Raw genomic sequence first — 17,041 nt, forward strand, 5'->3', positions numbered from 1 at the left:
GGACGCGGGTCAAGTCTGCCATGCGTCCGGGCACGGGGTAAGAAAGGGCATGCGCGCGATAACGATCCCCGAGTTCGGCGGCCCCGATGTGCTCACCTGGGCGGAGGTCCCCGATCCGGTAGCGGGCCCGGGCGAGGTGCTGATCGACGTGGTTGCCTCCGCGGTCAACCGGGCTGACCTGATGCAACGGCAGGGGCACTACGCACCGCCCGCCGGCGCCTCGCCCTACCCGGGGCTGGAGTGCGCGGGCCTGGTGGGCGGCGAGCCGGTCTGCGCGCTGCTCTCCGGCGGCGGCTACGCCGAGCGGGTGGCCGTGCCGGCCGAGCATGTCTTGCCGGTGCCGGCCGGTCTGGCGCTCGACGAAGCGGCCGGACTCCCCGAGGTCGCCTGCACGGTCTGGTCCAATGTGGTCCGTGGTGCCCGGCTGGCATCGGGAGAGACGCTCCTGGTCCATGGTGGATCGAGCGGCATCGGCACGTTTGCCATCCAGCTCGGCAAGGCACTCGGCGCCCGGGTGATCACCACCGCACGGAAAGTGAAGCACGAGGCGTTGCTAGCGCTCGGCGCCGACCACGTCATTGACTATTCCACTGAGGACTTCGCGGCCGTGGCACAGGGGCTCGGCGGCGCCGACGTCATCCTCGACATCATCGGTGCGTCCTATCTGGACCGCAACATGGCGGCGCTGGCGCCCAACGGCCGGTTGGCCATCATCGGCACCCAGGGCGGTCGCCGCGCCGAGCTCGACCTCGGCAAGCTGATGGCCAAGCGGGGGTCGGTCTCCGCGACGACCCTGCGGGCCCGTCCGGCGGCGGAGAAGACCGAAATCATCAAGGGTGTACGCGCGACCGTGTGGCCGCTGGTCGAAGAAGGGAAGATCCGGCCGGTGATCGACCGGCGCATCCCGATGCCGCGGGCCGCTGAGGCGCACCGGGTGGTCGAAGACAACCTGCACACCGGAAAGGTGCTGCTGGTCAATCCCGCGTGACGCGCCGGCCGGCTCTGCGCATCAGCAGTCGCGGGCCGCTGCCCTCCGCAGCCAGCCGATCGCCGGCGTTGTAGAGCTGGCAGCGCTGCATCGACAGGCAACCACAGCCGATGCACTCGGACAGATCGTCGCGCAGCTCTTCGAGCAGCGCGATGCGCTCCTCCAGGCGGGTGCGCCAGAGCGCCGACAGGCGCCCCCAGTCGGCCCGGGTCGGCGTGCGGTTGTCAGGCAGCGAGGCCAACGCGTCGGCGATCTCGTCGAGCGCGACGCCGACCTGCTGCGCGATCCGGATGAACGCGACCCGGCGCAGCTCGGCGCGGTCGTAGCGGCGCTGGTTGCCACTGGTGCGACCGGCCCGGATCAGCCCGAGCCGTTCGTAGTAACGCAAGGCGGACGGCGCGACGCCCGACCGCGCGGACAGCTCACCGATGGTGAGCGATTCGTTGCTCAGCGCTTGCGGCCGCGCTCGCGGGTGAGGATCCACAGTGCTTCGACGCCGTCTTTCCAGGTGATCTTCTTGCCCTCTTCACGACCACGGGCCCGGTAGCTGATCGGCACCTCGTAGGGCCGGATCTTGCGACGCAGCAGCTTGCCGGTCACCTCGGCCTCCATGCCGAAGCCCTTGGACTTGATTTCCAACGACCGGTAGAGCGAGACCGGGAGCAGCTTGAAGCAGGTCTCCAGGTCGCCGATGTAGGAGTTGAAGAGCACGTTGGCGGCGGTGGTGACGGCCTTGTTGCCCATCACATACCAGAAGCTGTAGGCGCTGTGGCTGCCGAACGTGCGGTTGCCGTAGACCACCTTGGCGCGACCGTCGAGCACCGGGTCGAGCAGCTTCGGGATGTCCATCGGGTCGTATTCGAGGTCGGCGTCGAGGATGACCATGTAGTCGCCCTCGGCGCTGTCGACCGCGGTCTTGATGGCCGCACCCTTGCCGGCGTTGCGGGGGTGGGTGATGACCCGCAGCCGCGCGTCGTCAGCCGCGTCGAGGATCGCACCGGTGCCGTCGCGGCTGCCGTCGTTGACCACGACAAGCTCGATCTCGCACGGATACTCCACCGCGAGCGCCTGCTTGAGCGCCTCCGCGATGCGTTCTTCCTCGTTGTAGACCGGCATGAGGATCGAGAGCTTCACGGGAACTTCTCCTGGGCAGGCGACAAATCCGCACCAGCGTACCGGCTAGCGATGAAGATCGTGTTCCGCCGTTCGGCGGGGTCACCCGCAGGAGCCCATCCAGCCATCCGAAGACTATTCACATATGCGCGTTCATCAGGCTACTCTCCAGTAACTCAATCGACGTCCCCCGATTGATTTAAGGAGTGGGTCGATGCGCATCCTCGCCGCAGCGGCACTCGCCGCAGGCCTCGTCCTCCCGTCCCTCGCCGCCACCGGTGCTCCCGCCGCCGCGGCCGACCGCCCCACCGTCACGCCGCTGCCGGCCAACCTCGAGGCGATCCGCGCCACCGAGGCCACCGCCCTCTACGGCAGCCCCGGCATCCGCCCCCTCGAAGAGCGCAGGACCGCGCTGGTCACCATGGGTGACAGCGAGATCTCCGGCGAGGGCGTCGGCAACTACGTCCCCGGCACGCACCAGGACGGCAACTGGTGCGACCGGTCCTTCGACCAGGCCGTGTTCCGCACCGGCATCGCGTCCGACACCCAGTTCAACCTCGCCTGCTCCGGCGCCACACCGTGGAACCTGATCGCCGGCGGCCCGACCCAGTGGAACGAGCTCAACCAGGGCGACAACCTGGCCATCAAGGCCCGCAACACCCGGATCAAGCTGATCTGGGTGGTCGTCGGCGCCAACGGCGACGGCACGATCCAGTTCGGCCCGGTGGCCACCGACTGCGCCATCAAGCGGGTGTTCTTCCAGGGCGCCTGCTACCCGACCTACACCGACGTGTGGACCACCAAGGTCGACGGCTCGCGCGCGGCCGTCGAAGACGCGCTCCGCGCCATCCGGGCGACGATGACCGGGGCCGGCTATCTCGCCGCCGACTACGACCTCGTGCTCCAGTCCTACCCGAGCCCCGCGAGCCCGGACGTCGAGGACAATCCGGACTTCCCTGGTTGGTATTCCGGCGGCTGCCTGCTCTACCTCGCCGACCAGGCGTTCGCCCGCAACAAGGCCGTGCCGCTCTTCGAACGCGGCCTGCGCCAGGCGGCGGCCAACACCGGCACCCGCTATCTCGACGCCAGCCGGCTCTTCCACGGCCACGAGGTGTGCACCGACAACACCAGCGTCCGCGGCCTGTTCATCGAGGTCGGCATCTGGAACGAGAACGCCGCACGCCAGTCGTTCCACCCCAACGCCCGCGGCCACGGCATGTTCGCCGAGTGCATGACCGCGTTCGTCAACTCCGGCCTGCCCCAGGCGACCTGCGTCGACCCGGCCAGCACCGGCCACGGCACGCTGGTCGGCGGCCTGCTCGAGTTCAAGCAGTTGCGCAACGCCGGCACCGGCAAGTGCGTCGACGGCAAGGGCTACGACTCGCGCAACGGCACGGCCCAGCAGTCCTACACCTGCCACGGCGGGCGAAACCAGGGCTTCTGGTATGACCCCGCACGCCAATCCCTACACAGCGAACTGTCGCACGACCGTTGCCTCGACGTGACCGGCGGCTCGCTGACCGCCAACACGACGGTCAACATCTTCAACTGCACCGGCGGCGCCAACCAGAAGTGGGTCTTCGCCGGCAGCCAGCTCAAGCCGGCCGGCAACACCGCGCTCTGCCTGGCGTTCGACAGCCCGCTGCTCGCTACGCCACGGCTGCGCCTGGCCACCTGCGGTTCGAGCACCCGACAGCAGTGGTCCTTCGAGTCCCGCAACTTCCCGAACCCGGTCGGCTACGGCCACGACGACTTCATCGGCGACCGGGTCTACTAGGCCTTGGGCCCCGGCGGTCCGCCGGGGCCCCTCGGGCTTACTTGTCCCGCGGAATCACGATCAGCCGGGCGCTGCCGCCGTCGCCGCTCTTGGTGCCGGCCACCCCGACCTGAGCACCGACCGCGAGCTGCTTGGCCTCGATCGAGTTGCGCCGCTCGACGACCCGCAGGTCATCGGCGAAACTCCAGGTGAGGCTGAACCCGTCGGTGCTCTTGACGGTGATCGAGTCGCTGTCGACGGCCGTCACCTGACCACGCTGCACCAGCACGGTCTGCGTGGTGCCGTCCTTGGTCTGCACGACCGCCTCGCCGTGCAAGGTGTTCTTGCGCAGCAGGACCCGCGCCTTGAGCCGCTTGCCCCGGTCACCGTTGTGCCCCTTGCCCTTCGGCCCCACGGTCGCGGACGGGCTCGGCGAGGGCGCGTTGAGCTTCAGCTCCGCCAACTCCGCCGGCGTGATGTCATCGGGGTCGAACCCCATCGCGGCCAGCGCCTCACCCTCGGCACCCATCCCGGCCACCACGTCGTAAGCCTGGTCGGCCACCTGGCCACCGCTGCTGGCCAGCCCACACCCGGTCAAGCCGAGCCCGACAACCGCGACCAGCCCAATTCCCGCAAGCCAACGCCTCATGGTCTCCCTCTCCTCGCCAACTGGAGACCACGATCGGCTACGACCACGTGGGCCGGGTCAGGCCGGTGTAAGAGGTTGGTAAGGCTGCTGCGGCAGCCAGATCGTGAAGCGGGCGCCGCCTTCCGGTGCGTGGCCGGCCTCGATTCGCCCGCCCAGCCGGCGGACCAGGCCGTGCACCAGCGACAGCCCGAGCCCGCTGCCACCCTTGCGGATGCCCTCGTAACGCTGCCGCAGGGCGCCGCGTTCGAAGACCACCCGCAGGTCGTCGTCGGTGAAGCCAGGCCCACCGTCGCGGACCTCCAGGACCGCACCGCCGGCCGGATCCGGGCGGGCGGACAGCACGATCGGTGCGCCCGACGGCACGATCCGCAACGCGTTCTCCAGCAGGCCGTCGAGGATCTGCCGGGTGCGGCCCGGATCGGTGAACGCCGCCACCGGATGACCCGGCAACTCCACGCCCAGCGAGACACCCGCAGCAGCACAGCGCGGGCGCCACGTCTGCGCCGTCTCGGTCACGATCGCCGCCAAGTCCACCGGCAACGGGGTCAAGGGAAAGTCCACCGCGTCCAGGCGGGCCAGCGCGAGCAAATCGGTCACCAGCCGGTCCAGGCGCGACGCCTCGTCAAGCACTGTGCGGCCCGCAATCGCCGCGCCGCTGCCGTCGATCACGCCGTCGGCCAGCGCTTCCGCGTACCCCCGGATGGTCGTCAAAGGGGTTCGCAGCTCGTGTGACACCGACAGCAGGAAGTCGCGCTGCCGGCCCTCGCTGGTCGACAGCGCCTGGGCCAGGCCGTTGAGGGCGTGTGCCAGGTCGGCCGCCTCCTGTGGCTGCTCGATCGGCAGGCGCACCTGGCGGTCGCCGCCGCGCAGTCGCACCGCGGCCGTGGCGGCGTTGCGGATCGGGCGGGCCAGCCGGCGGCCGAGAAGGGCACCGGCCAGCACGCCCGCGGCCAGCCCGGCCAGCAGTGCCAGCCACAGGTTCTGTCCCACGTCGCGCCACACGCCGGTGGCCCGCGGGTGGGTCAGCACCACCGCGTTGCCGTTGTTGTTGAGGGCTCGGGCCTCCACAAGGGACGGTACGCCGGCGACGACACCGCGGCCCGAGAACGCCTCGCCCGCCGCGGCCTGGCGCAGCACCTGTGGCGGCAGGCCGGGCTGGTCGGGCACGCCGCGGCGGAGCACGAACAGGGAGATGTCGCGTTTGCGCAACGCGTCCAGGAGTTTCTGGTCGCCGGCCGGGCGCGGTGTCGCGCGCAATGCGGCCGCCACCACCGTGGCCTCGGTGGCCAACGACTCGCGGGTGCGCTCCTCGACCGCGCGGGCCGCGAGCGGGATGGCCACCAGCGCGGTCACCAGCACCGAGACCAGGGCCACCACGCAGCCGACGAGGACGGCGCGGGACGTCAGCGTGCGGGCCACCCGGCGGCCGGTGCGCTCGCGGATCACCTGCAACGGAACGGTCAGATCAGCCATCGATCGCATACCCGACGCCGCGGTGTGTGCGGATCAGCGCGCCGGCCGCGCCGAGTTTCCCGCGCACCTGGGCGATGTGCACGTCGACCGTGCGGGTGCCCGAATGCGACGCGTAGCCCCATACCGCCGCGAGCAGTTCCTCGCGGGTGAACACCCTTCCGGGCCGACCGACCAGGTGTGCCAGCAGGTCGAACTCGGTCGAGGTGAGCAGCACCGGGGTGCCGGCGACGGTTACGCCGCGGCGGGCCGGGTCCAGGGTCAGCGGGCCGACCGTGCGCGGGCGGTCGGCGGCCGCGGCGACGCCGCCGTCGGCCCGGCGGAGCACCGCGCGCAGCCGGGCGACCAGCTCGCGCGGCGAGAACGGCTTGGTGATGTAGTCGTCGGCGCCGAGTTCCAGGCCGACGATCCGGTCGACCTCGTCGTCGCGTGCGGTCAGGAAGATGACCGGGGTCCAGTCGCCGGCCTCGCGGAGCCGGCGGCAGATCTCGGTGCCCGACATGCCGGGCAGCGCGATGTCGAGCACGCAGGCGACCGGCCGGACCCGGCGGGCAGCGGCCAGGCCGGCGTCGCCGTCGTGTTCGACGTGCACGCCGAACCCGTCGCGGCTCAAATAGAGCCGGACCAGATCCGCGATCGCCCGCTCGTCTTCGACGACGAGCACGAGCCCTGATGGCCGGTCACTCACGGCCCCATCATGGCCGACCGGCGTACGCCGTTATGTAAGGGCTTTGTTAGAAAGCCACCGCGAGGTCGCGGCGCGACCGTCCCAGCGACTCCCAGGCACCCGTCTCGCGCCGCAGCGCGTCGCGGGTGGCGGCGGCCGGGGACAGAGCCCCGGCCGCCGTCCCGGCTCCCACGCGGACGGTGCGCGGGCGGAAGACGTGGCTGAGCAGCGCGTCCAGGTGCCACACCTGCTTCGCGTGGCCGACCCGGATCCAGAATCGCTCCCGCACCCCATCGACGGCGGTCGCCGCCAACTCAACCGCGGACAGCCGCGGATCGGGGTTCCACGTCACGTTGCCCAGGTGGCCCAACTCGGTGTTCAGATGCAGCCGGAGGCGGTGCAGCATCCGCGACTCGTGGGTCACAACCAGGCGGCGATAGGTCAAGAGCAGCAGGTATTCGCCCTGCGCGGGGCGGTCGGCGCGGGTGCACCGGGCCACCAGCGCGGCGGTGTCGTCGGCTGCGACACAGCGCCGGAACACCGGCATGTGCCTGCTGACGGTGGGGATGGCCACACCGGCTTCCGCAGCGGCGGGCAGGAACGTACGGGAGAAGACGTCCATGTCACACACAACGACGCGCCTCGCTGGAGAGTCGCGGCCTGCCCGGTGGCTACTTCCTTAAACCTCCATTAGGATCTTTACCCTCAAGGGGTACTAAAGCGCCTCAATGATGGTCGCGTTGGCCATGCCGCCGCCCTCGCACATCGTCTGCAACCCGTAGCGGATCCCGTTGTCACGCATGTGATGCAGCATCGTCGTCATGATCCGCGCACCGGAGCCGCCGAGCGGGTGACCGAGCGCGATCGCGCCGCCACGCGGGTTGAGCCGGGACGGGTCGGCCTCGGTCTCCGCCAGCCAGGCCAGCGGCACGGGCGCGAACGCCTCGTTGACCTCGTACACGCCGATCTCCTCGATGCCCAGGCCCGCGCGCCGCAAGGCTTTCGCGGTGGCCGGGATCGGCGCGGTCAGCATGATGACCGGATCGTCGGCCGCGACGACCGCGGTGTGGATGCGGGCCAGCGGGCGCAGGCCGTGGCTGGCCGCCCACTCACTGGTGGTCACCGCAAGGGCCGCGGCGCCATCGGAGATCTGCGACGCGGAACCGGCGGTCACCACCCCGTCGGCCCGGAACGGCGTCTTGAGCTCACCCAGCTTCTCCAGCGTGGTGTCGCGGCGGATGCCCTCATCCCGGGTGACCTTGCCGCCGTCGGCCGTCGCCACCGGCGCGATCTCGGCGTCGAACAGGCCGGTGTCCTGCGCGGCGGCCGCTTTCTGGTGGCTGGCCAGCGCGTACTCGTCGAGCCGCCGCCGATCGAAGCCCCACCGCTGCGCCATCATCTCGGCGCCGACGCCCTGGCTGAACGGCACCGGGTCGTCGGCCGCGAAACCCTCGTGGTCGCGGTAGCGGGCCCGCACCTGGTCACCGAACGCGTTGCCGTCGCCGATGCTCGAGCCCATCGGCACCCGGCTCATCGACTCGACGCCACCGGCGACCATCAGGTCGGCCTGGCCGGCGATGACGGCCGCGGCCGCGAAGTGCACGGCCTGCTGGCTGGAGCCGCACTGCCGGTCGAGCGTGCTGCCGGGCACCGACTCGGGCCAGCCGGCGGCGAGCACCGCCGCCCGCGCGATGTTCCAGGACTGGTCACCGACCTGCGAGACGCAACCCCAGACCACGTCGTCGACCTCGGCCGGATCAAGCGCGAGCCCTTCGGCAAGGGCACGCAGAGCATGACCAGAAAGATCAACAGGGTGTACGCCGGAAAGGCCGCCATTTCGACGCCCAACCGGAGTCCTGACCGCACCGACGATGACCGCGTCCCGCATGATTACTCCCCGGTAACGTGAGCCCTGGTCGAATCCTACGTCGTGGCCGGCCGCGCCCCGCCCTTGATCGTTCGCAGAGCCGGGATCGCCCCGCCGGTCCACGCTGACCCCAAACGCCACCAGGCACGATTCCGGACGATGATCAATCGGGCAGCCCGATCTTCACCGATAAGCCCGATCTGTGCAAGATCACGCTGCGCGTTTGGGGCGATCCTCCGAGATCTAGGTAAATAGATGTAGCCATAGCTACATCTATTTACCTAGATCTGCCGGCGAACGACCCGCGCGGCGTGTCGCGCGATCCCCGGCGGCGCGTCGGGAGGCTGGGCGGGCAGCCCGGCCGCAGGCGGCCGGCCTCGCCCTGCGGGCCGGGGGCGGCCAGCCTCTCCCTGCGGGCCGCCAGGCGGGCAGCCTCTCCCCGCGGGCCGCCAGGCGGACGGCCCCTCCCTGCAGGCCGGGGGCGGCCACCCCCTCCCCTCGGGCCGAGGGCGGCCAGCCTCTCCCCGCGGGCCGCCAGGCGGACGGCCCCTCCCTGCAGGCCGGGGGCGGCCAGCCCCTCCCCGCGGGCCGAGGGCGGCCAGCCTCTCCCCGCGGGCCGCCAGGCGGACGGCCCCTCCCTGCGGGCCGGGGGCGGCCAGCCTCCCCGCGGGCCGGGGGCGGCCAGCCTCCCCGCGGGCCGGGGGCGGCCAGCCTCCCCGCGGGCCGGGGGCGGCCAGCCTCCCCCCGCAGGCCGCCGGGCAACCGGCCCCTCCCCGCAGGCCGCCGGGCAACCGGCCCCTCCCCGCAGGCCGCCGGGCAACCGGCCCCTCCCCGCAGGCCGCCGGGCAACCGGCCCCTCCCCGCAGGCCGCCGGGCAACCGGCCCCTCCCCGCAGGCCGCCAGGCGGACGGCCCCTCCCCGCAGGCCGCCGGGCAACCGGCCCCTCCCCGCAGGCCGCCAGGCGGACGGCCCCTCCCCGCAGGCCGCCGGGCAACCGGCCCCTCCCCGCAGGCCGCCAGGCGGACGGCCCCTCCCCGCAGGCCGCCGGGCAACCGGCCCCTCCCCGCAGGCCGCCAGGCGGACGGCCCCTCCCTGCAGGCCGGGGGCGGCCAGCCTCTCCCTCGGGCCGCCGGGCGGCCGGGCCTCCCCGCGGGGCCCGCTGGTCGCCGAACTCTCGCCGCAGCACCGCCGATCGCCGAACTCTGCCCGCGGTCGCGGGAGGCCGAATCCTCCCCCGCGATCGTTGGCCGCAAGCGACAGGCCTGGCATCACGCAGTTCCGCGAAGTCCACCCGCGCTGTCTCGGCCTGCACGGCAACGGCCGTTGGCTGGGGTGGATCCGAGTGCGGACTGACGTGTTCGGTGGCGGAGCCGCGGCCACGGCGGATCTGAGCCAGGTGGGGCTGGGATGCTTGTCCCCGTGACCTCTCACTGGCGGGTGCCGGGCTTCGTTCCGGTCCTCAAGCTCACCGGCGCCGTGCTGCTCGTTCTGGTCGGCGTGTTGTTCGCCACCGACGCGGTCACGCTGGCCGTGGCCGTGGTGGCGGCGGCCGGGCTGGCCCTCTGGGGTGCCCGTGACCTGCTGGCCCGGGAGCGGCTCGCGGCCGACGAGACCGGGCTCACGGTCGTCACCGGGTTCGCCCGGCGGCGGCACATCCCCTGGGCGGCGGTCGAGAAGATCGCGGTGGAGCGCCGCCCGCACGCCGGCGTCCGCTCCGAGACGCTGGAGATCGACACCGGTGACGCGGTGCATCTGTTCAGCAAGCACGACCTCGGCGCGCCGCCGGACGAGGTCGCGGCGGCGCTCGAGGCCGTGCGGGTCTAGAGCGAGCCCGCGCTCAGCGTCAGACCGACCAGCGCCGCGAGGATGACGACGCAACCGACCACCTGGATCAGCGTGCGGTTGGCGCGTGGGGCGTAGGCCAGGACGACCGCGACGACCGCGCCGGCGACGCCGCCGCCGAGGTGCCCGGCCCAGGAGATGCCGGGCAGGGTGAACGTGATGACCAGGTTGATCACCAATAGGCCGACGATCGACGACGTGCTGCGTCCGAGGCGCCGCAGGATGACGAAGAACGCCACGAACAAACCCCACAGGGCGCCCGAGGCGCCGGCGGTGAGCGAGTTGGGGTCGGCCAGCAGCGCGGCGACGCTTCCACCGATTCCGGCGAGGAGATAGAGGCTCAGGTAGCGGACCGGCCCGAGAGCGGCCTCCAACGAGCGGCCGACCGCCCACAGCGCCCACATGTTGAACAGCAGGTGGATGATGCCGTAGTGCAGGAACATCGCCGTGATCAGGCGGTAGTAGCTGCCGTCGTAGACGCCGGTGTAGTTGATCCAGCCTTGGTCCGTGGGGAACTGGAACGACGGGCCGATCACCCCGCCGGCCGCTTGTAGCTGGGTCGTGTTGGTGAACAACCCACCCCGGGGGATCAGGGTGTCGACGCCGTAGAGCGCGAGGCCGATCAGCGCGGCCAACACGTTGATCCCGATGAGGGCCTTGGTCACATAGCCGTGGCGGCCGGCCGCGCTGCCGCCAAAGGCGGTGCGCGCCGGCCGCTGGGTACGGCGCCCTTCCGAGACGCACTCCGGGCACTGGTGCCCGACCGAGGCTTCTCGCATGCAGTCCGGGCATATCGGGCGCTCGCAACGTGTGCAGCGCACCCACGTCTCCCGCGACGGGTGGCGATAGCAGACCGGCGCCGCCGTCGGGGGCGATTCACTCATGCCAAGAAAGGTACCTGGCTCCGTCGATCAGCTGTTGACCCGCTCGATCTCCACGCGCTCGATCACGACGTCTTCCAGCGGCTTGTCGCTGTGGTTGGTCGGCGTGTTCGCGATCGCGTCGACGACCTTGGCCGACTCCTCGTCGGCGACCTGGCCGAAGATGGTGTGGCGGTTGTTGAGGTGCGGCGTCGGGCCGACCGTGATGAAGAACTGCGAGCCGTTGGTGCCGGGGCCGGCGTTGGCCATGGCCAGCAGGTAGGGACGGTCGAACCGAAGCTCCGGGTGGAACTCGTCGCCGAACTCGTAACCCGGGCCACCGCGACCGGTGCCGGTCGGGTCGCCCATCTGGACCATGAAGCCGGAAATCACCCGGTGCGAGATGGTTCCGTCGTAGTAGGGACCGTTGCCCTTCTGCCCGGTGCGCGGGTCCACGTAGTCGCGGGTGCCCTCGGAGAGTTCCACGAAGTTGCGCACCGTCTTCGGCGCGTGGTTCGGGAAGAGCTCCAGCCGGATCGGGCCGCGGTTCGTATGCAGGGTGGCGTAAAGGGTCTCAGCCACGGGTACTCCTCCATCGTCGGTGAGTTTCAGTTCGATCCTCCCATGTGCCCGTTCCGGCAATGCGGACACGTCCAAAGGTGGAGGATGCAGGAGGAACTACGCCCAGGAAGGTGGGGGTCTGGTGTTTGGTATCCGGCGGAGAACTCATGCCGAGTTGGTCCGATCCGAGCTCGGCGACAGCCTCGAGCACTTGAAGGCAGCAGCGGGCCACGCGGCGGGCGGGGTGACCACCGCGGTCCGGCCACGCGTCGACGCCGCGCGCGACTTCGTCGCTCCGCCGGCCACCCGGGTCCGCGACGTCGCGGGCAGCGGCTGGGAATCGACCCGGTCTTCGGTCCGGCCGCTGGCGGCAGCCGCGAGCGAGAACGCGCGGAAGGCCGCACGCAGGTCGAAGAGTGACAACAGCAGCCGGGCACAGCGACTGCTGGACAAGCGCGCCCTGAAAGCACTCGAACGCTCGTCTTCGTCATCGTCGTCATCGTCGGGCCGCCGCTGGCCGATCATCGCCGCGGTCCTGGTCGCGGGTGCGGCGTTCGGCGCCGCCGCGGTCATGCGCCGGCGTCGCCAGCAGCAGTGGGACGAATACGACCCGAGCCGTTCGTTGGACTCGGCCCGTTCCGGCGGGTCGGGCGGTGGCCGTGGCCACAGCCACGGCCGGATCGGCGATGCCACCGACGCGGCCCGCACCTCGGTGCGCACCGCGGCATCGACCGCCAAGAACGCCGCCAACTCGGCCAAGGAGCGGCTGACCTCGTCGTCGACCCAGACGACCCGGCCGACCACGACCGACCCGACGGCCAGCAGCGACCACATGGGCTCGCCCAACGGCCACGCCTGAGCAGCACGAACAAAGGAAAGGGGCTCCCCGTCGCGGGGAGCCCCTTCTTGCTGTTTAGAGCCAGCCTGAGCGGCGGAACCACCGGTAGAGCACGATCGCGGCGGCCAGCATCGCGGCGAGCGCGGCCGGGTAGCCGTAGCGCCACTGGAGTTCGGGCATGTTGTGGAAGTTCATGCCGTAGATGCCGGCGATGAACGTCTCCACCGCGAAGATCGCGGCCCAGGACGCGATCTTGCGCATGTCGTTGTTCTGCTCGACAGAGACCTGGGCCAGCCGGGCCTGAAGGATCGAGTTGAGCAGGTCGTCGTAGCCGTTGACCTGCTCGGCGACCCGGATCAGGTGGTCCTGCACGTCGCGGAAGAAGCGCCGGATCTCCTTGGGCACGTGCCGGTTGGTCGACTCGGTGAGCTGCATGATCGGCCGCAGCAGCGGGACCACCGCCCGCTTGAACTCGACCAGCTCGCGCTTCATCTGGTAGATCCGCTGGATCCGGCCGTGCACCTGGCGGGCGAAGACCTGGTTCTCCAGGTCGTCGAGGTCGGTCTCCACCTGGTCGCTGACGTCGAGGTAGAGGTCGACCACGTGGTCGGCGATCGCGTAGGCGACCGACCACGGACCCTGCGACAGCAGCTCCTTGCGCTGCTCGAGCCCGGCCCGCACCGGCGAGAGCTTGCAAGCGTCGCCGTGTCGCACGGAGATCACGAACTCCGGCCCGATGAACAGCATCACCTGACCGGTCTCGACGACCTCGGTGGTCTCGGTCAGCTCGCCGCTGTGCCGCACGTAGCGCGCGGTGCGCAGCACCAACGAGTTGATCTCGCCGAACTGCTCCAGCTTGGGGCGCTGCTCGACGCTGACCGCGTCTTCGACGGCGAGTTCGTGCAGCTCGAACGTCTCGGCGATGCCGGCCATCGTGGTCAGGCTCGGCTCGTGCAGGCCGATCCAGACGAAGGCGTTGGTCTCCTCGCGGGCGGCGTGCAGCGCGTCTTCGGGGGTCCATTCGCCCGGCTGGCGCACGCCGTCGACGTAGAGGGCGCAGTCGACGATCTTGTCGCGGCCGGTGAAACCGGGCGGGGGCGCCGGTTTGGGCTCGGCGGGGGCGAGGATGCGGGTCATCGCCCGCACCGGATCGCTCCAGGACCTTGTTCGCGAACGAACTTGACTGGTCTTGTCGGCGTCATTTGACATCGACACACCTCCCTCCGCAAACCACAACCCGGATCGGGGCCGAGTGCAGGTTACGCCTGGAAGATGGCCGGGAGCCGTCAGGATGTCGTCATGATCGCAACCCCGCCCGGGGGGCGCCGGGTGGACCGGCCGCGTCGGGGGGTGGGGTGCGAACGGCCCACCCGGCGCCATCGGGGGCGGGGTAGTGCTGAGGGGGTCGGTTTGGGCGCCGGCACCGACCGGTGGATCGCATTGTTCACCGTCATCCGGCGCCCGGTCAGCCCCCTCATCACACGGATGGGGCACTCTGTCGGGAATCCGACAGAGTGCCCTTGGCGGACCCTAATCAGCCGCGGATATCCTCGATGGCCGCCGCCAGCCGGCGTACCCCTTCATCGATCTGATCGACCGTCACCGCCGAATAGGCCAGCCGCAGCGCGTGCTTGCCGCCGTCGAGCAGGAAGTCGCTGCCCTTGACCACCGCGACACCGCGCTGCGCCGCCGCCGGCAGGAGCTGGTCGACGTCGACGTCGTCGGGCAGCTCGACCCAGAGGAAATAGCCGCCGTCGGGCTCGGTGAACGAGACGCCCGGGATGTGCTGGCGCAGTGACTCGGCCAGCACCCGCACCCGCTCGGAAAGCGCCTCGCGGACGGTCGCGATCGAGCGGTCGATGTCACCGGACACGCAGAACTGGTAGACGATCGCCTGGGACACCATTCCCGGCGAGATGTAGAGGTTCGTGGCCTTCTTGGCGATCTCCGCGATCAGCGGCGCCGGCCCAACCAGGTAGCCGACCCGCACGCCCGGGCAGACCGTCTTGGTGAAGCTCGACGCGTGAACGACCACGCCCCGCTCGTCCATCGAGAGCATCGACGGCAGCGCCTCGCCGCGGAACCGGATGTCGGCGTAGGGGTCGTCTTCGAAGATCGTGAAGCCGTATTCGGCGGCCAGGTCGAGCAGCGCGCGGCGCTTCTCCAGGGAGAGCGTGACGCCGGCCGGGTTCTGGTAGTTCGGGATGATGTGGGCGATCCTCGGCCGGACGCCCGACTCCAGCAGCTTGCGCAGCTCGTCGGTGTCGATGCCGTCGGTCTGGGTGGTCACGGCGTGCACCTCGCCGCCCTTGTCACGCAGGTTGAGCAGGGTGCGGTCGTAGGTCGGCCGCTCCACGACGACCGCGTCGCCGGCGCCCACCAGGTGGTCGAAGAGGAACGCGTCGGCCTGCAGCGAGCCGTTGGTGACCAGCACCTGCTCCGGCGCCACCCCGTGCTTGTCGGCGATCCACTTGCGCAGCGGCAGGTAGCCCACCGACGTGCCGTAGGCGGTGACACCACCCGGGTCGGCGTCGAAGGCGCGGACGGCGGCGGCCTTCAGGCCCTCGACGTCGACGATGTCCAGCGAGGGAGCCCCACGGGCGAAGGAGATGAGTTGCGCGGCGGTCATGGGTATCCAGCGTAGATGCCAGATCAGGCTGGCAACGTTCGGGCAGTAGGTAGTACCCGATCGATCCACCAGGCCAGCTCCGGCTGGTCGGTCGTCTTCGACCAGCCGAACTGCACGAAAGCGCCGAGCAGCGCCAACTCGAGCTGCCGGTCCCACCAGTCGGCCGTGTCGATCTTCCGCCGTTCGAGCGCGGCCCGGAATGCCTCGATCGTGGCGTTCTTCGACTCGGGCAGCCGGCCGGCGTTGAGCGCGAGATAGCTGGCCAGGTCGACACAGCTCCCCGCGGCGCCGGCCCAGCCCCAGCCGAGCAGCTCGGTGCGCCCGTCGCTGGTCGGCCGGGCGTTGCCGAACCGCCAGTCACCGTTGACCATGGTGGTCGGCAGCCCGTCGAACGCGACCAGCAACGGTGTGGGGTCGACCGCGAGGGCCAGCGCGATCTCGTGCGCCTCGGGCTGGTCGGCGGCGAGCGCGGCCCAGCCGACGACGAGCGCGTCGGCGCCGGAGCTGGCCTCCCTGATGCCGGTCGAGGGCGCCAGCGCGGTGTAGCGGGCGCCTGGCGGCGCGAGCCCGACCGGATCGGTGAAATGCCAGAACCGCGAGTGCAGGGCGGCCATGTGATCGAGCACCCGGTGGTGCGTTTCAAGATCAATATCAAAGGGTACGGAGATCCGCCCATCGAGGACGAGCAGATCAGCGATCTCGGTGGTGGGGTCCCAGGCGATGCCGGCGATCGTGTGGTCGACCGTGCGCGGCAGCCGGTCGAGCAACCCGCTCTGCCACAGCAGCACCGTCCACGGCGGCCGCCCCTCGGCGCCGTCACCGAGGGCACGCGACACCCAGTCGAGCGGCCGGCCGATCCGCTCGATCCGGAACCGCTCGTCACCGATCAGCAGCACCTCGTGCCCGGCATCGGGGTCACCGGACGGATCATCGGCCCGCTCACTGCGCACCGGCCGGCCAGCGGCGACCGCCTTGATCATCTCGGTCGTCGAGCCGTGGACCGCGCGCCCCGTCATGCTCCCCAGTCTGCCGCGCCAAGGTCCGTTTCGCAGTAACGGCGCCCAGGTGCCACGCCCAGACGATCATCACGGCCCGCCGTCGGCCAGCCGCCGGCGAGCCGCGGCCGACACGCCGCCAACGCCCCGGTCCACTGGAGATCTAGGTAAGAAAATGCGCCCCCAGCAGCAATTATTTACCTAGATCTAGCAAATCGGAGCCGCGGCGCGGTCTCCAGACCGCGAGCCCGCAGGCCGCGCCGCGAGGCCAAGCCGCAAACGCGGGCAGCAGGCCGCACCGCGAACCCTGGCCGCAGGCCGCGCCGCGAGGCCCAAGCCGCAAGCCGCGAGCCGCAGGCCGTAGGCCGCGAGCCGGGCTAGACGCGTTCGCGGGCGGCGGCCCAGACGCGCATGATGTCGCGGACCGAGACCACCCCGGCCACCTCGGTGCCATCGAGCACCACCAGGTGGCGGAAGCCGCCGCGGGACATGGCCAGCGCCGCTTCTTCCAGTGTCCACTCAGGACCGGCGTAGACCACGTCCCAGGTGATGTGGGCGCCTACGGTTTCGGTGTCGGGGTCGAGGTTGCCGCCAATGGCGTAGAGCACGTCGCGCTCGGTCATGATGCCGATCCCTTGCGCGTCGGGATCGATGACGATGGCGGACCCGACCCGGCGCGTGGCCATCATGCTGGCCGCCTGCCGGAGCGTGTGTTCGGGACCGACCACAAGAACCTGTTTGGACATGGCATCGCGAACCTGCATGACACATCCCCCTTGAAGGTCACGGTACGGACATAGTGGTCC

General features: G+C 70.8%; 17 protein-coding genes. 4 read left to right on the plus strand and 13 right to left on the minus strand.

Translation table 11 applies throughout. The features are described from left to right. The first annotated feature begins 49 nt into the window (after positions 1-49). Positions 50-988, plus strand: coding sequence for an NAD(P)H-quinone oxidoreductase (locus DFJ67_RS10895; protein ID WP_116067772.1), 939 nt, complete (start codon positions 50-52; stop codon positions 986-988). On the opposite strand, the gene soxR is transcribed toward DFJ67_RS10895, so the two are convergent. Beyond that, positions 975-1,472 carry a redox-sensitive transcriptional activator SoxR gene (gene soxR / locus DFJ67_RS10900; RefSeq protein ID WP_409362937.1) on the minus strand — a complete coding sequence of 166 codons (498 nt, stop codon included), beginning with the start codon at positions 1,470-1,472 and terminating at the stop codon, positions 975-977. The two genes, DFJ67_RS10895 and soxR, sit on opposite strands and share 14 nt — an antisense overlap. Beyond that, entirely contained in the window at positions 1,436-2,122 is a 687-nt protein-coding gene (locus DFJ67_RS10905) for a glycosyltransferase family 2 protein (RefSeq protein ID WP_116067773.1), read from the minus strand. The genes soxR and DFJ67_RS10905 overlap by 37 nt, the downstream gene beginning before the upstream one ends. Before the next feature lie 193 nt (positions 2,123-2,315). Here DFJ67_RS10905 and DFJ67_RS10910 point away from each other — a divergent pair, with 193 nt between their 5' ends. Next, positions 2,316-3,878: a ricin-type beta-trefoil lectin domain protein gene (locus DFJ67_RS10910; protein ID WP_116067774.1), complete on the plus strand. Its 1,563-nt coding sequence runs from the start codon at positions 2,316-2,318 to the stop codon at positions 3,876-3,878. Positions 3,879-3,915: 37 nt separating this feature from the next. Here DFJ67_RS10910 and DFJ67_RS10915 read toward each other — a convergent pair whose 3' ends face one another. From DFJ67_RS10915 to DFJ67_RS10935, 5 genes are all read right to left on the minus strand, one after another. Then, positions 3,916-4,506, minus strand: coding sequence for a hypothetical protein (locus DFJ67_RS10915; RefSeq protein ID WP_116067775.1), 591 nt, complete (start codon positions 4,504-4,506; stop codon positions 3,916-3,918). Between the two features lie 57 nt (positions 4,507-4,563). Further along, a complete protein-coding gene (locus tag DFJ67_RS10920; RefSeq protein WP_239097267.1) occupies positions 4,564-5,979 on the minus strand; it encodes a sensor histidine kinase in 1,416 nt (471 codons plus the stop codon). Continuing rightward, the gene (locus DFJ67_RS10925) at positions 5,972-6,664 is read right to left on the minus strand and encodes a response regulator transcription factor (protein WP_116067777.1); all 693 of its coding nucleotides are present in this window, start codon (positions 6,662-6,664) and stop codon (positions 5,972-5,974) included. The genes DFJ67_RS10920 and DFJ67_RS10925 overlap by 8 nt, the downstream gene beginning before the upstream one ends. A 46-nt stretch (positions 6,665-6,710) precedes the next feature. Next, positions 6,711-7,265 carry a hypothetical protein gene (locus DFJ67_RS10930; protein ID WP_116067778.1) on the minus strand — a complete coding sequence of 185 codons (555 nt, stop codon included), beginning with the start codon at positions 7,263-7,265 and terminating at the stop codon, positions 6,711-6,713. 93 nt (positions 7,266-7,358) lie between these two features. Continuing rightward, positions 7,359-8,531: a thiolase family protein gene (locus tag DFJ67_RS10935; protein ID WP_116067779.1), complete on the minus strand. Its 1,173-nt coding sequence runs from the start codon at positions 8,529-8,531 to the stop codon at positions 7,359-7,361. 1,386 nt (positions 8,532-9,917) lie between these two features. Here DFJ67_RS10935 and DFJ67_RS10940 point away from each other — a divergent pair. Then, complete coding sequence (locus DFJ67_RS10940) at positions 9,918-10,334, plus strand: PH domain-containing protein (protein ID WP_116067780.1); 417 nt, start codon at positions 9,918-9,920, stop codon at positions 10,332-10,334. Here the strand turns inward: DFJ67_RS10940 and DFJ67_RS10945 are convergent. After that, complete coding sequence (locus DFJ67_RS10945; protein WP_116067781.1) at positions 10,331-11,236, minus strand: rhomboid family intramembrane serine protease; 906 nt, start codon at positions 11,234-11,236, stop codon at positions 10,331-10,333. The genes DFJ67_RS10940 and DFJ67_RS10945 overlap by 4 nt on opposite strands. Before the next feature lie 27 nt (positions 11,237-11,263). Then, positions 11,264-11,794, minus strand: coding sequence for a peptidylprolyl isomerase (locus DFJ67_RS10950; protein WP_116067782.1), 531 nt, complete (start codon positions 11,792-11,794; stop codon positions 11,264-11,266). 190 nt (positions 11,795-11,984) lie between these two features. Between DFJ67_RS10950 and DFJ67_RS10955 the strand changes: the two genes are divergently transcribed. Then, positions 11,985-12,632 (plus strand): hypothetical protein, encoded by a 648-nt coding sequence (locus DFJ67_RS10955; RefSeq protein ID WP_147315488.1) that lies wholly within the window; start codon positions 11,985-11,987, stop codon positions 12,630-12,632. A 54-nt stretch (positions 12,633-12,686) separates the two neighbouring features. Here the strand turns inward: DFJ67_RS10955 and corA are convergent, their stop codons facing one another. The 4 genes from corA to DFJ67_RS10975 all read right to left on the minus strand — a co-directional run bounded on the left by corA (position 12,687) and on the right by DFJ67_RS10975 (position 16,999). Beyond that, positions 12,687-13,748, minus strand: coding sequence for a magnesium/cobalt transporter CorA (corA, locus tag DFJ67_RS10960; protein WP_116067784.1), 1,062 nt, complete (start codon positions 13,746-13,748; stop codon positions 12,687-12,689). A gap of 397 nt (positions 13,749-14,145) precedes the next feature. Beyond that, positions 14,146-15,240, minus strand: coding sequence for an aminotransferase-like domain-containing protein (locus DFJ67_RS10965; RefSeq protein WP_116067785.1), 1,095 nt, complete (start codon positions 15,238-15,240; stop codon positions 14,146-14,148). A 23-nt stretch (positions 15,241-15,263) separates the two neighbouring features. After that, positions 15,264-16,256, minus strand: a complete 993-nt coding sequence (locus DFJ67_RS10970; RefSeq protein WP_116067786.1) for an aminoglycoside phosphotransferase — start codon at positions 16,254-16,256, stop codon at positions 15,264-15,266. A 356-nt stretch (positions 16,257-16,612) separates the two neighbouring features. Further along, on the minus strand, positions 16,613-16,999 hold the full coding sequence (locus tag DFJ67_RS10975; RefSeq protein WP_116067787.1) for a CBS domain-containing protein: 387 nt from the start codon (positions 16,997-16,999) through the stop codon (positions 16,613-16,615). Positions 17,000-17,041 lie beyond the last annotated feature (42 nt).

The sequence above is a fragment of the Asanoa ferruginea genome (assembly GCF_003387075.1).
In the GTDB taxonomy this organism is placed as follows: domain Bacteria; phylum Actinomycetota; class Actinomycetes; order Mycobacteriales; family Micromonosporaceae; genus Asanoa; species Asanoa ferruginea.

Bases quoted from the DNA above. Each gene is read 5' to 3' on its own strand.
- DFJ67_RS10915 (WP_116067775.1), bottom strand. From the start codon at position 4,506: ATGAGGCGTTGGCTTGCGGGAATTGGGCTGGTCGCGGTTGTCGGGCTC.
- DFJ67_RS10940 (WP_116067780.1), top strand. From the start codon at position 9,918: ATGCTTGTCCCCGTGACCTCTCACTGGCGGGTGCCGGGCTTCGTTCCG.
- DFJ67_RS10930 (WP_116067778.1), bottom strand. From the start codon at position 7,265: ATGGACGTCTTCTCCCGTACGTTCCTGCCCGCCGCTGCGGAAGCCGGT.
- DFJ67_RS10965 (WP_116067785.1), bottom strand. From the start codon at position 15,240: ATGACCGCCGCGCAACTCATCTCCTTCGCCCGTGGGGCTCCCTCGCTG.
- DFJ67_RS10895 (WP_116067772.1), top strand. From the start codon at position 50: ATGCGCGCGATAACGATCCCCGAGTTCGGCGGCCCCGATGTGCTCACC.
- corA (WP_116067784.1), bottom strand. From the start codon at position 13,748: ATGACCCGCATCCTCGCCCCCGCCGAGCCCAAACCGGCGCCCCCGCCC.
- DFJ67_RS10975 (WP_116067787.1), bottom strand. From the start codon at position 16,999: ATGCAGGTTCGCGATGCCATGTCCAAACAGGTTCTTGTGGTCGGTCCC.
- DFJ67_RS10910 (WP_116067774.1), top strand. From the start codon at position 2,316: ATGCGCATCCTCGCCGCAGCGGCACTCGCCGCAGGCCTCGTCCTCCCG.
- DFJ67_RS10935 (WP_116067779.1), bottom strand. From the start codon at position 8,531: ATGCGGGACGCGGTCATCGTCGGTGCGGTCAGGACTCCGGTTGGGCGT.
- DFJ67_RS10970 (WP_116067786.1), bottom strand. From the start codon at position 16,256: ATGACGGGGCGCGCGGTCCACGGCTCGACGACCGAGATGATCAAGGCG.
- DFJ67_RS10920 (WP_239097267.1), bottom strand. From the start codon at position 5,979: ATGGCTGATCTGACCGTTCCGTTGCAGGTGATCCGCGAGCGCACCGGC.
- DFJ67_RS10945 (WP_116067781.1), bottom strand. From the start codon at position 11,236: ATGAGTGAATCGCCCCCGACGGCGGCGCCGGTCTGCTATCGCCACCCG.